Origin of the sequence: Ruminococcus sp. YE71 (genome assembly GCF_900119155.1) — a bacterium.
Classification (GTDB): Bacteria; Bacillota; Clostridia; order Oscillospirales; family Ruminococcaceae; genus YE71.
Map to the genome: position 1 here is coordinate 50,256 of NZ_FPIR01000002.1, position 19,157 is coordinate 69,412.

The 19,157-nt window shown below is 37.9% G+C and carries 15 protein-coding genes; all 15 read right to left on the bottom strand.

Going from position 1 to position 19,157, the window contains the following annotated elements; genetic code table 11:
* Nucleotides 1-1,116 precede the first annotated feature (1,116 nt).
* The 15 genes from BT142_RS01975 to BT142_RS02045 all read right to left on the bottom strand — a co-directional run bounded on the left by BT142_RS01975 (nt 1,117) and on the right by BT142_RS02045 (nt 19,057).
* Nucleotides 1,117-1,785: an acyltransferase gene (locus BT142_RS01975; protein WP_092983050.1), complete on the bottom strand. Its 669-nt coding sequence runs from the start codon at nt 1,783-1,785 to the stop codon at nt 1,117-1,119.
* 10 nt (nt 1,786-1,795) lie between these two features.
* A complete protein-coding gene (gene glmS / locus BT142_RS01980; RefSeq protein WP_072416530.1) occupies nt 1,796-3,634 on the bottom strand; it encodes a glutamine--fructose-6-phosphate transaminase (isomerizing) in 1,839 nt (612 codons plus the stop codon).
* Between the two features lie 16 nt (nt 3,635-3,650).
* Entirely contained in the window at nt 3,651-4,835 is a 1,185-nt protein-coding gene (gene wecB / locus BT142_RS01985; protein ID WP_072416748.1) for a non-hydrolyzing UDP-N-acetylglucosamine 2-epimerase, read from the bottom strand.
* A gap of 7 nt (nt 4,836-4,842) precedes the next feature.
* Nucleotides 4,843-5,868, bottom strand: coding sequence for an acyltransferase family protein (locus BT142_RS01990; protein ID WP_072416531.1), 1,026 nt, complete (start codon nt 5,866-5,868; stop codon nt 4,843-4,845).
* Nucleotides 5,869-5,886: 18 nt separating this feature from the next.
* Nucleotides 5,887-7,083 carry a capsular polysaccharide biosynthesis protein CapF gene (locus BT142_RS01995; protein ID WP_072416532.1) on the bottom strand — a complete coding sequence of 399 codons (1,197 nt, stop codon included), beginning with the start codon at nt 7,081-7,083 and terminating at the stop codon, nt 5,887-5,889.
* A gap of 24 nt (nt 7,084-7,107) precedes the next feature.
* Entirely contained in the window at nt 7,108-7,440 is a 333-nt protein-coding gene (locus BT142_RS02000; RefSeq protein WP_072416533.1) for a hypothetical protein, read from the bottom strand.
* Between the two features lie 22 nt (nt 7,441-7,462).
* Nucleotides 7,463-8,626, bottom strand: coding sequence for a non-hydrolyzing UDP-N-acetylglucosamine 2-epimerase (gene wecB / locus BT142_RS02005; protein WP_072416534.1), 1,164 nt, complete (start codon nt 8,624-8,626; stop codon nt 7,463-7,465).
* A 1-nt stretch (nt 8,627) separates the two neighbouring features.
* Nucleotides 8,628-9,647, bottom strand: coding sequence for a polysaccharide biosynthesis protein (locus BT142_RS02010; protein WP_347497624.1), 1,020 nt, complete (start codon nt 9,645-9,647; stop codon nt 8,628-8,630).
* Nucleotides 9,648-9,754: 107 nt separating this feature from the next.
* Nucleotides 9,755-11,272 (bottom strand): lipopolysaccharide biosynthesis protein, encoded by a 1,518-nt coding sequence (locus tag BT142_RS02015; RefSeq protein ID WP_072416536.1) that lies wholly within the window; start codon nt 11,270-11,272, stop codon nt 9,755-9,757.
* 59 nt (nt 11,273-11,331) lie between these two features.
* Nucleotides 11,332-12,474 carry a Coenzyme F420 hydrogenase/dehydrogenase, beta subunit C-terminal domain gene (locus tag BT142_RS02020; protein WP_072416537.1) on the bottom strand — a complete coding sequence of 381 codons (1,143 nt, stop codon included), beginning with the start codon at nt 12,472-12,474 and terminating at the stop codon, nt 11,332-11,334.
* Complete coding sequence (locus BT142_RS02025; protein ID WP_072416538.1) at nt 12,464-13,561, bottom strand: polysaccharide pyruvyl transferase family protein; 1,098 nt, start codon at nt 13,559-13,561, stop codon at nt 12,464-12,466. Before BT142_RS02025 ends, BT142_RS02020 begins: the two co-directional genes overlap by 11 nt.
* 72 nt (nt 13,562-13,633) lie before the next feature.
* Nucleotides 13,634-14,581 (bottom strand): glycosyltransferase family protein, encoded by a 948-nt coding sequence (locus tag BT142_RS02030; protein WP_072416539.1) that lies wholly within the window; start codon nt 14,579-14,581, stop codon nt 13,634-13,636.
* A 686-nt stretch (nt 14,582-15,267) separates the two neighbouring features.
* Nucleotides 15,268-16,083, bottom strand: coding sequence for an SDR family NAD(P)-dependent oxidoreductase (locus tag BT142_RS02035; RefSeq protein ID WP_072416540.1), 816 nt, complete (start codon nt 16,081-16,083; stop codon nt 15,268-15,270).
* 17 nt (nt 16,084-16,100) lie between these two features.
* Entirely contained in the window at nt 16,101-17,855 is a 1,755-nt protein-coding gene (locus BT142_RS02040; RefSeq protein ID WP_072416541.1) for a 2-succinyl-5-enolpyruvyl-6-hydroxy-3-cyclohexene-1-carboxylate synthase, read from the bottom strand.
* 98 nt (nt 17,856-17,953) lie between these two features.
* The gene (locus BT142_RS02045; protein ID WP_072416542.1) at nt 17,954-19,057 is read right to left on the bottom strand and encodes a polysaccharide pyruvyl transferase family protein; all 1,104 of its coding nucleotides are present in this window, start codon (nt 19,055-19,057) and stop codon (nt 17,954-17,956) included.
* Between the last annotated feature and the right edge of the window lie 100 nt (nt 19,058-19,157).

Genomic DNA, 19,157 nt, shown 5'->3' on the forward strand with positions numbered 1-19,157 from the left:
TATCAAACGTGTCTTCAACAATTCGGTCGTAATCAAACCACACGAATGTTTTTAGTTATAGTTTGTCGTCTTCTCAAAAATCAGTCTGTCTGAAACTATATAAATCAAGATTATCTATCCGATTTTGTCACACGAAATCACACGAACGCCTAAATCAAACCAAACGTTCGCCATTTCTTATGGTGGTTTCACTCTTAAAAACATAATAATAATGGTTATATATTGCCGCCCACATACAATAAAGCAATCCAAAATAAAGAAACAAGCAGACACCTTTGTTCGGTCATCTGCCTGTTTAAATCCATAGATCCGAGTTGAAATAGCGCCTTTTCGCGCCAGATTCACCCATATTTCAGAAAAAAGCCTTTCATCGTACCACGATCTCGTGTGATTTTTCGTGTGATTTCGTGTGATTTTCGGGCTGCAAACCTGCATTTTGAACTGCTGATATTGCAGTTCAAATGTAACGAAAAAGCCCGTAAACACGGCATTCCTGCCATATTTACGGGCTCTTTGCTTTGGCGGAGAAGGAGGGATTCGAACCATAAACAAAGTGCGAAAAGCCTTTATTTACGGGCTTTCCGCACCTATCGTGTGATTTTTGTGTGATTTTTTATAGGACGTGATGGGGGTTGAGAGCAGTTCTGAAGGAGGGCTGCTCTTTTTTTGTTTTTTAGAGTATGTGATGTTGGGTTGAAGTCAAATTAACATCAATAGCACTAATCGCAAAAACTAATATTATTTACTCACACATCCTGCGTTGCAGGTAAACGGAATCAAGTTTTCACACACCAATATCATATTTAGAAATAAGATCAGAATACAACGCGAACTTGAAATTCAAGTTTTCGCTGTCGATCAATCCCATTTTCTCCGGCGAAACAGATCCGCATATTTCATTTAGTTTTGTTGTATAATCGTCAACAATTTTTGCTGTTCGGGAGCATAGGCAGTAATTGCCGTTAGGAAATGATCATTTGCAACTTCATAAAGCTGCGACAGATTCATCTTGTCGAGCTTTTCTTTTGCAGGGATCTTATCATTCAATACACATCTGATAAGATAAAGCAGATAGTATGCGTTCTGCTTGTAGTCGTGTTTGGACATAGAATCCTCTTAGCTTCTATCTTCCTTATGAATGATCTCCCCGTTGTCCTTCCAAATAGAATCAGCAGGCACAACTCCCCTTACGCAGGAAGTCGGATAAACATTGCTATTTCTACCGATAACAGTGCCAGGATTGCATACAGCATTGCAGCCGACCTCGACATGGTCTCCGAGCATGGCGCCAAACTTTTTGATACCTGTCTCGATCTTCTCGGTGCCGTTACGAACGATAACATTCTGCTTGTCGGACTTCACATTTGATGTGATCGAGCCAGCACCCATGTGGCTGAAATAGCCAAGAATGCTGTCGCCCACATAATTGTAGTGCGGAGTCTGAACATGGTCGAATAGAATGACGTTCTTCAACTCAACGCTGTTGCCGACAACGCAGTCAGCACCAACAAGAGCAGAGCCGCGAATAAAAGCACAATGACGGACTTCTGTGTTCGGTCCGATTATGCAAGGCGCACCAAGATATGCTGTCGGGAAAACCTTAGCGGTCTTGTGTACCCAAACGCCTTCCTCGCGCTGTTCGTACTCGTTGGGGTCGAGGGTCTTGCCGAGTTCGAGGATAAAGCCTTTTATTCCTTTGAGAGCTTCCCAGGGGTAGGTGAACTGCTTTAAGTAGTCGGCAGCTAGGGTGTGGTTTAAGTCATAAAGATCAGAAATTGTATACATGGTTATCTCCTTATTCAACTGTAACGCTTTTCGCAAGATTTCTCGGCTTATCAACATCAAAGCCCTTGCCTACGGAAACATAGTAGCCCATAAGCTGTAACGGGATAACCGAAAGACTTCCTGCAAACAGCGGATCCATCTTCGGGATATATACCGTGAAATCGGCGGTGTCTTCCATAGCATAATTGCCGTATGTGGTCAGACCCATAACGTGTGCGCCTCTGCTCTTTACCTCGACCATATTGCTGACGGTCTTTTCATAAAGCTCTGGCTGAGTCACAACGCTGATAACGACCGTGCCGTCCTCGATAAGGCTGATCGGACCGTGTTTCAGCTCGCCCGCAGCATACGCCTCGGAATGGATATAGCTGATCTCCTTCATTTTCAGGCTACCTTCAAGACTGATGGCATAGTCGATACCTCTGCCGATGAAGAAAGCATCCTTTATACCAACAAGCTTGGTGGAGAACCACTGTATGCGCTCTTTATCTTCAAGGATCTTCTCTATCTTTTCGGGGATAGTGTTTATCTCAGCGATAAGGCTTGCGTACTTATCTTCGCTGATCTCCTCTCTTGCCTTTGCAAACTGGAGAGCGAGCAGATAACCTGCAATAAGCTGTGTGCTGTACGCCTTTGTTGTTGCAACGGATATTTCCGGACCCGCGAGGGTATAGAAAACATTATCCGCTTCTCTTGCTATAGATGAGCCGACAACGTTAACGATACCGAGCGTTTTAACACCCTGTTCCTTTGCAGAACGCAGAGCCGCAAGGCTGTCAGCAGTTTCACCCGATTGGCTGATGATGATAACAAGGCTGTTCTTTTTCAGCTTCATTTTTCTGTAACGGAACTCGCTGGCAAGCTCGACACGAACAGAAAGGCTTGTCAGTTCCTCGATAACATACTGCGCCGCCATGCCCACATGATAAGCCGAACCGCAGGCAACAATGTAAATCTGCTCGATATTACGCATATCCTCGTCGGTCAGACCAACGCTTTCAAAGCTGATAAAGCCGTCCTTGACAACGGAATTGATTGTGTCACGAATAACCTTCGGCTGCTCATGGATCTCTTTCAGCATAAAATGCTCGTAGCCTCCCTTTTCAGCAGACTCGGCATCCCACTCGATCTCGGTCAGCGGCTTGGTGATCTCTTCCTGATCGATATTGTAGAAAGTTGCCTTGCCCTTTTCGAGCTTTGCAATCTCGTTGTTGCCGATATAGTAAACGTTGCGGGTGTATTTCAGAATAGCGGGAACGTCCGAAGCAACATAAGTCTCGCCATCAGCAACACCGATAATCATCGGGCTGTCCTTGCGTGCGGTGTATATCTCGTCGGGAAACTCCTTGAACATCACGCACAGCGCATAGGAACCGCGAATACGCAGCATAGCACGAACGATGGAATCCACAGGACCCTCGTCGTACTTCTTGTAATAGTAGTCGATCAGCTTGACAGCGACTTCGGTATCTGTCTGCGAATTAAAAGAATAACCCTTCTTCGAGAGTTTTTCACGCAGTTCCTGAAAATTCTCAATGATACCGTTATGCACGGCAATGACATTCTCATCATCAGAAGCGTGAGGGTGAGCGTTGAGCGCAGATGGCTCTCCGTGAGTTGCCCAGCGGGTGTGACCTATACCGCAGCAGCCCTTAACAGCGTGACCGTTGTCGGTCATCTCCGAAAGCACACGCAGCTTGCCCTTTTCCTTTATGATCTCAGTTTCATTCGCACCGTCACGAACAGCGATACCCGCCGAGTCGTAGCCTCTGTATTCGAGCTTTGCAAGCCCGTCAAGAAGAATGGGGGCTGCTTGTTTTGTTCCGGTGAAGCCTACTATGCCGCACATATTTACCTCCGAGTTATCAGAATTTTCTCCAAACCATCTTATCCACAACCCCCGTGTAACTCTGAATGATCTTCACGACCTTGGAAGAAACATTCTCCTCCACATAATCAGGAACAGGGATACCATAATCACTGTTGAGATTCATTGTGACAGCAGTGTCAACCGCCTGTAGCAGTGACTTCTCGTCGATACCCGCAAGTACAAAGCAAGCCTTGTCCAGTGCTTCAGGGCGCTCAGTGCTTGTTCTGATACAGATAGCCGGGAACGGGTGCCCAACGCTTGTGAAGAAACTGCTCTCCTCGGGAAGCGTGCCGCTGTCGGAAACGACAGCAAAAGCGTTCATCTGCAGGCAGTTGTAGTCATGAAAACCAAGAGGCTCGTGCTGAATAACACGCTTGTCGAGCTTGAACCCACTCGCTTCAAGGCGCTTCTTAGAGCGCGGGTGACAGCTATAAAGTATCGGCATATCGTACTTTTCAGCCATCTTGTTGATCGCTGTGAACAGGCTCATGAAGTTCTTTTCGGTGTCGATATTCTCCTCACGGTGAGCCGAAAGCAGAATGTACTTGCCCTTTTCAAGACCGAGCCTGCTGTGAATGTCGCTTGCTTCGATCTCGGCAAGGTTCTGATGAAGCACTTCTGCCATAGGACTGCCGGTAACGTAGGTGCGCTCCTTTGGCAGACCGCAGTCAGCAAGGTAACGTCTTGCGTGTTCACTGTATGCGAGGTTGACGTCGCTGATAATGTCAACGATCCTTCTGTTAGTTTCTTCGGGCAGACACTCGTCCTTGCAGCGATTTCCGGCTTCCATGTGGAATATCGGAATATGCAGACGCTTCGCTGCAATTGCCGACAGACACGAGTTAGTATCACCGAGGATAAGCATAGCATCAGGCTTGATCTGGCTCATCAGCTTGTAGGAACAATTGATGATATTGCCCACAGTTGCGCCAAGGTCATCGCCAACAGCGTCCATGTAAACCTCGGGATCAGCGAGTTTCAAGTCCTTGAAGAACACGCCGTTGAGGTTATAATCGTAATTCTGACCCGTGTGCGCCAGAATGCAGTCAAAATACTGCCTGCACTTGTTGATGACAGCCGCAAGTCTGATGATCTCGGGGCGCGTTCCCACGATTATCAGCAGTTTCAGCTTGCCGTTATCCTGCCACTTTATATCCGAATAATCTGTTTTTATCATAATTATCACCTTATTTTGGCTTCTGTAAGCCAATATATTTCATAATGCTTTTTCCAAAAGGAAGTATTTTTAAAACAGTGTATCCAACATAAATCAAAACGACCATAATGAATAGTCCTAAAAATGGTCTGATCAAGTAGATAAACCAGACATTTGGTAATTGATTCAGACTAAATTGTACTATCTGGATATGATATAAGTATATAATCAATGTGTTGATACCAATAAATAATATAAATTTCTTGTGAATTGAGTTATCTTTGAATTGTATTTTATTAAACACGCCAAACAATATAATTAATAATGCCATTTGTGTTATAGGGTTAAAGATACTGAAGTAGGTTAATTCATCAAGATAAAACTCTATAGCGGAAAAACTGATTAACACCATAAAGGAAATAATTAAAATAGGCTTATCCACTTTTTTTTCTAAACCAAATCTTCTGATAAGAATACCAAAAGCAAAGAATCCGACCCAATTCAACGGATTAAGATATCTTGTCATAAATGTATGTCCATAGTCATTGTAAATCTTCATTTGTTCCAATACCAAAGAGCCAAATGTTAAGAAGATCATAATTATAAGATGTGGAGTCTTGGTAACAAACTTAAATAATATAAGCATTATCACATAAACGGTCATATAATAGTATAAGCTATTTGAACCAATAAACCATTTTAGATAGCCTATAATTGATTCCGATTTATGAAAAACAGAAGATATAGTGTATGTGACGAAAGAGGCAATTATCCAAGGAAGCAGTACAGAAAAAAACTTTTTCCGCCAAAACGATATAGTATCTTTTTGCTCCCTATGGTAGTAATATCCTCCAGTAATTAAAAAACACGGTACTCCAAATCTTGCTATAATTGCCCAAATATGGGTAATAATACTTGACAATAAGTTGCTATTATCAATAACATTTAAATGGGCAGTTATCACAGACAAAATTGCGATACTGCGAATAGCATAGATAGTTAAACTAATCTGTGAATCAGTAAGTCTGTACCCCCCCCCGATTTTGTGCAGTATCACTAAATTGATTTGTATTTTTCATATTTTTTCACCAAATGTATCAGGGTGCTGAGGATCAAATTGCTCGTTCGCCCACATCACTGTCACAAGGTTTTCAGTATCACTCAGATTGATTATGTTGTGAGTGTAACCGGGCAGCATATGAATTGCCTGGATCTTATCACCGGTCACCTCAAACTCAATGACCTCATCGGTGCCGATCTTGCGTTCCTGAATAAGTCCATGACCCGCCACAACGATGAAAAACTCCCACTTGGTATTGTGCCAATGCTGCCCCTTAGTAATGCCGGGCTTCGATATGTTCACGCTGAACTGACCGCAATTTGCAGTTTTCAAAAGCTCGGTGAAGCTCCCCCTATCATCACAGTTCATCTTCAAATCAAAGATAGTCTTTTCCTTCGGCAGATAGCTGAGATATGTCGAATACAGCTTCTTCGCAAAGCTGTTGTTCGGGATTTCAGGCATTACAAGTGTCTCGGGCTGAGTCTTGAAAGACTCCAGCAGATCAACGATCTCGCCGAGTGTGACTTTGTGAGTAGTCGGCACATAACAGAACTTGCCATGCTCCCCTGCTAAGGGAGTAAGTCCTTCATAGTCGCAGCGGTGCGGATTGCCCTCGATAGCGTCGAGCATTTCTTCGATCAGATCATCAATGTACAATAGCTCAAGTTGAGTGCTTCTGTCATTGACCTGAATCGGTAGGTCGTTTGCAATGTTATTGCAGAAGGTCGCAACCGCGCTGTTGTAGTTCGGTCTGCACCACTTGCCGAACAGATTCGGAAAACGGTAAACAAACACCTTTGCACCAGTCTCTTTAGCGTAATCAAAGAACAGGTTCTCGCCTGCCAGCTTACTGCGTCCATACTCGCCGTCATAGCGACCGATCAGTGTAGCCTGCAATGAAGAAGAAATCATAACAGGACATTTGTTGCCATGCTTTTTCAGCGTATCAAGCAGTTCGCTCGCAAATCCGAAATTTCCTGCCATAAACTCGCTGTTGTCCTTTGGACGATTCACGCCGGCAAGGTTGAAAACAAGATCAGCTTTAGCGCAGTATTCATCGAGCAGGGACTTGTCCGTGTCGATATCAAACTCAAATATTTCGTCGATCTTGATGTTCGGACGAGTGCGGTTCTTTCCATCACGGATATTTTTTAGGTTCTCGACAAGATTCTTTCCAGTGAAGCCCTTTGCTCCTGTGATAAGTATATTCATTTGTCACTCCATTTTTTTTTATAATCATAACGGATGAATCGAAATATTGTGTTCTCCATCCATAAATGACAGATTATTTGAACCTTCATCAAAAACAAAAGTCTGAAAATTGGTTGAATAATAACCATGAAGATTAATACTATCGTATGTAGGTTGTGTTGGGTCTTCTTCCCATGTGATTTCGATTCTATAATCCATATAGGCTGTTTGATAATATATATATACGTTAACATCTTTATATAAGTATTGATCAACAACTACATTACAGTTACCATAATACCTGTCACCTTGACTATCATTTTTATTGTTTTGAAAACTAATAAAGTCTTTAACAGCACTAAAAGAATTATTACTCATTTTTTCCTCCTACAACTTTTATTTACTTTCTCCAAACCATCTTATTGACAACGCCCACATAAGACTGAATGATCTTTACAACCTTATCGGAAACGTTGATGTCGGTATAATCAGGCACAGGAATTGCTCCGCCGTTTTTTTCCTCTTTTACCATTTCAACGGCAGTGTCAACAGCCTGAAGCAGTCCCTTTGTGTCGATTCCCGAAAGAATGAAGCAAGCCTTGTCCAGCGCTTCGGGACGCTCTGTGGAAGTTCTGATGCACACCGCAGGGATAGGCTGACCGATGCTTGTGAAGAAGCTGCTTTCTTCGGGAAGCGTGCCAGAATCGGAAACAACGCAGAACGCATTCATCTGCAAGCAGTTATAGTCATGGAAACCAAGCGGTTCGTGCTGGATAACACGGCTGTCAAGCTTGAATCCGCTCGCTTCAAGACGCTTTTTGGAACGCGGATGACAGCTGTAAAGTATCGGCATATCGTACTTCACAGCCATCTGATTGATAGCTGTGAAAAGCGAAGTGAAATTCTTCTCGGTGTCGATGTTCTCCTCACGGTGAGCCGAAAGCAGGATATACTTGCCCTTTTCAAGACCTAGACGTGCATGAACATCGGAAGCCTTTATGGATTCAAGGTTGTTAGTCAGCACCTCAGCCATAGGCGAGCCGGTAACATAGGTGCGCTCTTTTGGCAGACCGCAGTCAGCAAGATAGCGACGGGCGTGTTCGCTGTACGCAAGGTTCACATCGCTGATGATGTCAACGATACGGCGGTTTGTTTCTTCGGGCAGGCATTCGTCTTTACATCTGTTGCCGGCTTCCATGTGAAAAATCGGGATATGCAGACGCTTTGCACCGATTACCGAAAGGCAAGAGTTTGTATCGCCGAGAACAAGCACTGCATCGGGCTTCAATTCAACCATAGCCTTGTAGCTTGCAGAGATGATATTACCCATAGTCTCACCGAGATCAGCACCTACTGCATCAAGGTACAACTCTGGATCATCAAGACCCAAGTCCTTGAAAAACACACCGTTAAGATTGTAGTCATAGTTCTGACCAGTGTGAACAAGGATAGTGTCAAAATACTTGCGGCACTTCTTTATCACTGCTGCAAGACGGATTATCTCAGGGCGGGTGCCTACAATAATCATTAGTTTGATTTTGCCGTTGTTTTTGAAAGAAGTCATATCATTTATCTCCTTTCATTTCGGCCAGACGTTCCTGTATGTACGAAAGAGATGCGATTTTCGCTTTGGTTTCCTCAACATTCAGTATGCGAGTATTATTGGAATTAAATTCAGAAAGCGTCACACGCTTCTCGTCACCCTCTTTAAAGAACTTATCATAATTCAAACCGCGATTATCGGCAGGCACACGGTAGAAATTTCCCATGTCGATTGCCTTAGCGCACTCCTCATTAGTCAGCAGAGTTTCATACATCTTCTCGCCGTGTCGGATACCGATGACCTTGATGTCCTCTTTCTTGCCGCCGAACAGCTCGCACACAGCCACAGCCTGAGTCTGAATTGTGCAGGCAGGAGCCTTCTGAATCAGCAGATCGCCGTTCTCACCATTCTCAAAGGCGAACAGAACAAGGTCAACGGCTTCTTCAAGAGACATGATGAAACGTGTCATTTTCGGCTCGGTCAGAGTGATAGGCTGATCATTCTGGATCTGGTCGATCCACAGCGGAATAACAGAACCACGACTGCACATAACATTTCCGTAGCGAGTGCAGCATATCTTAGTATTGCCGGAAGTCCTCGACTTGGCGATTGCTACCTTTTCTTCCAGCGACTTTGAGATACCCATAGCGTTTATAGGGTAGGCCGCCTTGTCGGTAGAAAGGCAGATAACGCTCTTGACGCCTGCCTCAATTGCAGCAGTCAGAACGTTGTCCGTGCCGATAACGTTGGTACGGACAGCCTCCATCGGGAAAAACTCGCAGGACGGAACCTGCTTCAGTGCAGCCGCATGGAATATGTAATCAACGCCCTGCATAGCTCCACGAACAGACTCCAGGCTGCGGACATCGCCAATATAGAACTTGATCTTGTCAGCCACTTCGGGCATAGTAGCCTGGAAGTGGTGACGCATATCGTCCTGTTTCTTTTCGTCACGGCTGAAAATTCTGATCTCACCGATGTCGGTTTTCAGAAAGCGGTTGAGGACTGCGTTGCCAAAGCTGCCGGTTCCACCGGTTATCATTAGGGTTGCTTCATTAAATAAACTCATAAAGATTTCCAATTTCGGTTAATAAGTGTACTTCATATATATCAGTACAAAAAACCGCCTTTCTATTTATTTGACATTAATTACTTTTTGTACAATTGTTTAATTCGACTTTTCACTTTCATAATTGCTTTTTTCTCTAATTCGTTAGTTCCGAAAAAATAAAATAAAAATGAAAAAAATACTATATACATTAATCCACCAGCAAAAAAAGATAAAAATGCATTTGTAATTATTTTACCAACTAAATATGCAAAAATAGAAGCAATTATCTGACATACAAAAATCCCCTTAAAGGATTTAAGTTTAAATGATAAAACCTCTATTTTTAATACACGGAAATAATAGATATCCATTAGAACTATCTGCCCTATAAATGTACAAACAGCTGTGGCAACGCAAGCTCCAACTATTCCATATTTACTAATCCAAAGTACTGTAAGGAATATATTTGCTATTGTTGTAATTAATAGAAATCCAGATCTTGCAATTCTTTTATCGGTAGCATCAAGGATATTGATCATTATTCCATTAGACATATTAATTAACATTGGCACCATGATAATTAATGCAATCTTCCAAGCCAAAAGATAAGTATCACCATACACTATAGATATAAATTGCTTTCCAACAGCAAAAAAGCCGAAAAGTATTGTGCCACCAATCAAAACGATAATTCTGGCACCTTGAATAAGTTCACTGGAAACATCATTTGGCGTTTTCCCTTTATTTATTTCTTTAACAACTTGTGGTCCATACAAACTAATAGGGATAGAGGTCATGGAAGAAAAAATACCATACACATAAAGACCTACAGAATAAACTGCTACATCATCAGGACCGATTTTAATTCCGATTACAAACTTATCAACATTATTATTGGCTTGATTAACCAATGCTTGAATAAATATCGCTGTTGCTAAAGGCATGGATTTATAAAATATGCTTTTATCAAAGTATTTAAAATTAAATCTTACATTAGTTTCCTTGTGACAATAAAAAACCAAAAAAACATCCATAATAATTGTAAGAATTAAATCTATAATAGCAATCATTATTGACTTTCGTACAAAAATAATCACTGATATCAGTAACAAAGTACGTACAATAACTCTTATCAATGAAATGATTGGTTGTATTTTATATTTTTCATAGCCAAGAAGAACACCATTAAATGAATTTGAAAAAAATGAAAAAAGTAGATAAATTAACATTATGAGATATATTTGCTTGCCATATTGTATCTGTTCAAATGATAATGTTTTAGCATATATCTCATCCAAAAAAAATTCTATTATTATACCAACTAACAAAATTAGTCCAGACAAAATACAAGTAATACACCAAATCGTTGATACATTTTTTTGGATTCCATCATGGTCATTCCGAGCTCTACAAGCAGCTATATTTCTAGTAATAACCGTTCCAGTTCCAAACTCTAATAAAACTAGATAATTAACAAACGAACTAATCGTCTGATATAATCCATATTCGGTTTGCCCCAACGATCTTAATAAATATGCAGATAGAAATAATCCGCAAATCATATTCAAAATGGTATTTACATATTGTAAAGAAATACCTACTGATCTATTCTTCATAATTCAATACTACCAATCTTAATCATTAATAAATGCTAATTCTTATTCATCCGAGGAAATTATCTAAATTTTGCTATTTTTCGCCTTAATCGACTAATTATACTCATACCACAGTATTTTTCATATAATTTATCGTAGCGCATTATAAATAAATCTTTCATATAGTTTTTTCTTAGTGAAGGCATCACAACGGAATTAGTAAATGATTGATTCTTTACTATTGCCTTGTTAAATGGTATTTCTTTCTTTTCGACTTGAGAACTACAAGAGTTTAATAATGCCTTTCCTTTTTCAGAATGAATTAAAACTAGTGAAACACCTGTATTATCATTCCATTCTGGAAGAATTTCCGCCAATCCCCAAAAATCAGCGAGAGTTATATCCGAAATTCTATGTATCTGTTTGAATGAGCAATCATAGCAAGATGGACGAAGCGTTAAATCCATAATAAAACTACGCAAATAATAATCTTCTGAAACGCTTTTGTTGTACTGAGCTTTATTTGAAAAAGTTATTCTCATTGAATAGTTATTCCAACCTAATGCTTTATCTCTAAACGAAATATCTTCTATTTCCGAATTATACGATTGCTTTTGGTATTCAAGATACTTTTCTAAAGCTAAAGGAGAAGGAACACCATGACATATAAAATCTGCAGTGTAAAGATTAGGATACTCTTTTCCAAGAAAAGACTTTAGGCCTCCAATTTGACATGGAGTACCACAAAAAAGAATTATTCGACCAGATTTTAAAATTTCTTCTGAAACTCGATAAGTATTTTCTATTCTACTTTGAACATACTTACTTCTTCTTAACTCATCTAAGTCTTCAATATTATCGCAAACCTTGTGATGGACAACATTATTGTGATCTATTCCAGCAGCAATAACTATACCTTTTTGAGATAATATTTTCTCTGCTAATGCAGAGAATACGCCACCAGATGAACTAACTGCTCGTATTTTTTTATCAATATTCCTAACAGCAAATGACTCAGGTTCTATTCTATCATCATGAATTTCATGATTTACAGGACAAATTTTTTTGCATATGCCACATTTTACACATTTATCTTCATTTATTACTGGTCTAAGAAAGCCTTCATTATCAGATTTCATATTGATACATTGTTTCGGACAAATGGAAGCACATGCTGAACAACCTGTACATTTATCTGATATACAGATTTTGTTAGTCATCATCTAATGCCTCCATTAAAAAAAGTAATGATTTTTGCCTCATCACCTCAAAATGATCCCAATTGATATCAAAAGTGCTCTTTTCTAATGCCAAAAGTGTATCAATCGTAACCAGCTCATGTTCAACAATAAATCTTCCTTCTGTCCCGAAGAGTTCAGTAAGGGATTTCATCCTGCATCCCATTTCACTTCCTCGCTTTGCAGAAACCAAGAATTCTCGTTCAAATATATGTGAGAAAACAGTTGCATGAAAACTATCTGTCAGCACAAATGATGCATATTTTATTAAAGATATAAAATCGTTAGGTGATATATCAAATAATTGACAATCTCCAAAACCATCATCAACATTTCTGTAACTTCCATTTAAATATGGTAGAGTAACAAGTTTCAAGCCACGTCTATTTGCATATTCCTTAGCTACTTTTCTAATGTATTCATTATCACCAAGATAATATGCAAAAATGTAATTCTCCTGAATTATTCTTTTTGAACAATGCTCATTCCAGTCTTCTCGATTAATGAGCATTGTTGGATCAAGAACATATTCTATATTTTTGGAAGTTAGTTTGCAAAGAGCAGGAATTGATTCCTTTTCTCTAATCGAGATGAATTTTGTGTTATCCAAAGCACGTTTCAATTTGCATTCTTCGTCATGAGATAATCTAATTCTTCCAGTAGATGCTGCATAAGAAATCGTCAATTTATCCTTATTGACAAAATCCAATGACATATACTTATTTATCCAATTTGGATTCCACACTTGGTCGCTTCCTGTGATAATAATATCATACGTATAATTAGATTCTTCAATTGTATTATAAAAATATAATTTTGAATGCGGAATTCGTGTATTATACTTTTTAATTGCTGAACATCTAATTTTACACCCTTTTGAAATACGATAATCTTGCTTAATAAAACGTTTTAACTTTGATAAAAAAAGATGGCTTCTACTATTATTATAGTAAGATATAACTTCCGTATTATATCCAAATGAAGACACAGTTTTTTGTAAAGCATATGCTTGCAGATTGCCACCATAATTAACATTATTATAATATAGTGTACATATTCCGACTCTTTTCATCTATGCCTCCTATTTCTCAGGAAAAAATTCCACAATATTATTAATTTTTCAACAAAATAGTAATTAAGGAGCTTATTTTTTTATCAAATCAACGATAAAATTAGCTATTCTTTTTATTCCAAATCCTCTTGTACATTTATACACTAATTGGTGATATTCGACATCACAAGCACAAAAATTTGCATGTTTTAATGGAAACTTAATATCATGTGTTGGTATAAATACAAAATTCCGATATTTTATCCATTTTTGAGTTTTCATTGATTTTGCATGCGTAGAACCAGTTCCAACTCCAATATTCTGTATTAGATTTACACGTGGAACAATAGCCAACATATTTTGAGTATATTCCGCAAATCCCCATTGTGTATCCCAATAAGATATTTTATTGCCATTCTTTAATGATTCATTAGCCTTTTTTAAAGAACTGATTCTATTTCTACTAACAGTCAGATTACCAACCTGTTGACAATATAGTTTTCGAATGTATGCATCCTCTAGGTTCTTAACATAAAAGTCATAATACTTTTTCCATTTATCACTCCACGTTGCCCATCCCCAAATTGCGCCAGCGCGAGTAAAGAAATAATCATGTTGTCCACAATCCCACTTTTCAAAATGATTTAATCCACTAATATAAGCTATACGATTATCATTTTTATATCGATCAAGTAGATCATCACAATAACGAAAAAAAGATAAAGCTGGAATGCAATCATCTTCTAAAATAATAACTGATTCGAACTTTTCAAGTGCATTCGATATAGCTGTATATGGACGCATACCACAACCCAAGTTAGATTCAGAATAATCACGAATTACAGTACAATCCCAATCAATTCGTTCAACTATTTTACGACAAGCTTCCATACCAACTAAATCAGTTTTATTTCTCGCTCCATCTTGAGCGAGAATAATTGTATATGGCTTTGCCTCTCTGACTCTCTCAAATACCTTTTCAAAAGTGTCGGGTCTATTAAAAAAAATCATCAACACTGGTGTCTTGCATCTATAGTTCATAAGTAAATCTATTTCTCCTTTCAATCATAACAGTTGAAATAAACTCCTCTAAGAACCGTACGTGCAGATTTCCCGCATACGGCTCCCCACAATTGCTTCATACACATAGTGTCCTTATATTCCGATGTTCCGTTTCTATTTGATATGTAACCTCCAGCGCTACATTTTCAAGACCTCAAGTGTCCTCATATATTTCCCATCGGAAAACGCTCTTGTGTTTCGGTCCTTTCGCTCCGTGTACTTTATTACATTTCACAGCTACTATGACCTCATCGGACTTCTTACAGTTCTTTTCGCTCCTTTGTGTTACTGGCACTTGTCGGCGATACCATGTTATTTGGAAACTGTAAGACCTCCCAGGTATGCAGTCAATACCTTGATTTCTCGCCATTCTTTCAAACGCCGGCGGTGTCTCCCCGTTCTCGCATTAACGAACGGTTCTTGCTGGCTGCGACCAATATGAGGGTATCGCCCACCGCTTTGTTGGTGCTTACGACGCTAAATCGATTCAAGCTTTCGCCTTATGGCTCTAAATCTTTCCTGCCTACGCTTAACACTCACCTCACGGCTCTGTGTCCAAGGCTGGATACCGACTCCTTGCTATGGTTTATCGGGTCGGGAGTTTCACCCGACTATATTGACTGCACCGAACTGGCGCACCATATTACTACCTCAAAACAATTTAATCATTTATCAATACAGATTGTACCTGATCCTCCCGATACAAAAAATGTATCTCCGACAATCATATCACCCATGTTACTTACCATTGCTACAGCTATATTTGCTATTTCCTCTGGAGTACACATTCTTCCAGTTGGATTACCTTCCCAAGTAATATTGTCTTTTGTCATATGAAGCATTGGTGTGGCAACTGGTCCAGGTGCAATACTATTAACAATTATACCTCTTTTTACCAGTTTATCAGCAAACCCGAGAGTTAAAGACTTAACTCCACATTTTGATATTTCATAAGGTGTCCAGCCGGGTTTCGCACATGAAGCAGAACCGACATTTAATATATGTCCCTTGTAGTTATTTTCAATCAAATAATCAGAAAAATATTGACAGGCAAAATACATTCCTTTCAGATTGATATTCATAACATTATCCCATGTACTTTCTTCTATGTGTCCAAATGAATCCGTACAATGAATTCCTGCCGAGTAAACCATTATATTTATCGGGCCAAAAAATTCGTGTGCTTTTATGATAGCTTGTTTAATTTTTGAAATATCAGTAGTATCTAGTAATATACTTCTAATATTATCAGGATCAAGCGTTCTGGTAAAATCATTCATTTTTTGTATATTGGTTCCAGATATTATTACCTTACAACCATTATCAATAAATGATTTGGTTATTGCAGAACCAATACCTCCACTTCCTCCAATAATTAAAGCGACTTTCCCTTCAAGAAAATTACCCTTTATTATAGGAGTATTTATGGCTTTGGTAATATGTATGGTAAAATACTTTCTAATAATATCCTTTAACAACATTAGACTCTCCCTGCATATTATCGGATTGTTTTTAAAATACTACGTGTTTTTTCTATTGTCTTATCGGATACTACTTTCTTAATTATCCCCTTAACAATGGATTTTTTTGACTTAATTGCATTATCTGAATAAAATTTCTTTGTTATCTTGGCATCAGATTCCATGTCTGTAATTACTTCAAGAAACAACGGTTTTTCTGATTTTACACCAAATTTATTTATCACACTATCGAATGAATCTTTATCAGATGCATAATAATATTCATATCCAAGTGAAATTGCCCAACCAGCAGCTACATTAAAGTGTTCCGCACTAATATATTCATTTATAGAAGATATTTTATCTTTTCCAATAAAAAAGTGAAATTCAGATCCACCTCCATTATTCAAAAGAATAATCCTTACATTAGGCGAGATACTTCTTAAACCCGCTGCATTCATATCATAGAAAAAACTCAAATCACCTATAACCAAATAACATAATTCATCTGTGGATGCCGCCATTCCAGCAAATGTTGATACACAACCATCAATTCCTAAAGCTCCAACATTACTAAATGTTTTAACATTATCGGCAATATTGAAAAACTGCATAATTCTAGTGCTGTTCAGTATAGCTAAGTGTGCAATAGAATTTTTAGGGATTACTTTTGATAAGGCTCGAGCAACATAAAGATTTGAAAACTCAAAGTCCGGAATACGAATAGTTGAAAGTAATTCTTGCCATAATAAGTAATATTTTTCTGATTCATTACAACGTTCAGGCAAATACTTATTTGCTAAAGAAAAGAATTCATTAATTGGCATTTCAAATATCGATGTAAGCGATTTATAGGTATCTCTTATAACACCGCTTTCATTTATCAACCAATTCTCTATTTTTCTATAATTATCCCTTAAAAATGGTTTTAATCCATATGCCGCGAGATTATTTCCAATAGAAATAACAACATCAGGTAATACATGACTTAGTGCATCAGGCCCAGATATTTCTGAAATAGGATATGTATTAACACAACCACGACACTTTAAGTTTGACAAATGCTCTACAGCAAATATACAATTTGTTTTAGAGAAAAAAGATTCCAGTTCAGTGATCAGATTATTATTTATATCAACATTCTGCCCAACAATAACCATTATTTTTTTATTTATAAGGGAATTGAATATATTATTATTTTCAAAGTTCGATATGCTATTATATATATTTATTTTTCGTTCTTTGTTAATTTCTTCTTCATTATACAAATCGGTTCTTCCAACAATTGGAATATTAATGTGAACGGGACCTTTTCCATGATGGTATAATTCAAGTAGAGCTTCATTTATTAATCTATTGCAAAGCCATTCATCCTCCGAGTTGTTAATCAATGGAAGACTAACACTTTTTTTGATTACTCCATCAAAGATATTTCGTTGTTCAATTTTTTGAGTTTCTAATTGTCCTTGATAATAAGGATTCTTATCAGCTGTTATAGCTAATATGGGCACATCTTGATAAAAAGCTTCGGTAATGCCCGGAAGATAATTACATACTGCTGTTCCAGATGTACATACACATGCTACAGCAGTTTTCTTTATCTGTGCCATTCCTAAAGCAAAATATACTGCACTTCTTTCATCAACGACAGAATAACAACTAAAAAAAGAATCCGTTTCTATCGCATGTATCAAAGGAATATCGCTCCCACCCGGTGACAATATTACGTTTTTTATATTATACTGCTTCATCAAATCAATGATGATTTGAACACTACGAATACTCGAATTCATTATTATTACTCTCCTTAAATATTCAGATAATCACAAATGTATTCAATTTTTTAAAACATAAGTTTGTTTTGTTAACATATCGAAACAATAACATATAACTATTCGTTTTCAATATACATTGGAAGTTTATCATAGTATTCTGATTCAAAATAATCGAATTGTTTAATTTTTTTGTTTTCATAATACACTTTAGATATTAAATCATAAGCTTCTTCTAAATCACTAGCAACATATACATAATCATCCAGTATTCCTTTAAACCAATCTGCACCTGTGACTACTTTATGATCTGTTGTCTTTAATATTATCACTGGGGTTCCGGCTGCTAGCGCTAAAATTGTTCCATGATATCTATCTGTAACCATTACTTTATATTTTGAATAATTGGTAATCTCATCATTTATATATTTTTCTGTCTCTTTCAATAAATCCTTACTTAATTTTTTTGTAGTATCCAATCGCTCAATTTTTTTTGAAAGAATACTGCACTTGCCTATCAAAGATTCTAATTCGATGTCACTGTAATATTTTTCAGAATCATCTCTTAAGCAAAAAATAATTCCTTCTCGTTCATTATTATATGTTCTTTTTCCTATTAGTGTTGTAACAATATCCGGGAATAACATAACTCTAATATCAGGAAACATTTCCAGTGCTTTTTTATAGGAGACACTATCTCTAGCAAGAAATAATAGGTTTTGATCTGAGTTTAATATCTCCGATGTTCTTTTTTCATTTCTTTTATCCTGAAAAAAAATAGTTTGTGGCATCATAATTTTTCTATTATTCGGAAAAAGCGATACAATTTTTCGATGCATTAAATCGGCAAATCCCCCCAAGTCAGTTGTTGTATAGCCGCTTTGAAAAACAAAAAGATCTGTATCTTTTATTATTTTTTTTAATTGTTTAATTATGGGAAATCTTGTGTTTACGACAGAATTTGTCTCTATTTCAATAACAGAATAATTGGGATAATGTTTTTTTAACCATTTTCTTATACAAACACCTTGTGCTAAATCTCCAAGATTACTATGAACAGGTTTTCCAAAATAAAAAATGTTCAAACCCGAAATATCAAAATTTGCTGATTTTAATTCCTTGCTACATCTTATATATGTTAAAATATTAATCACAAAATATTTAGCCACCAAAATAGGCTTGAATAATCTTTTATTCTTTCTTGCGAAATCAATTATACTCATACAATAATACCCTCATTATATCTATTGTTTCCGATATGATAATTTTTCCTTTAAAACACACAGCCAATAATATACAACCTATGAGTATTCTTCAGACTCA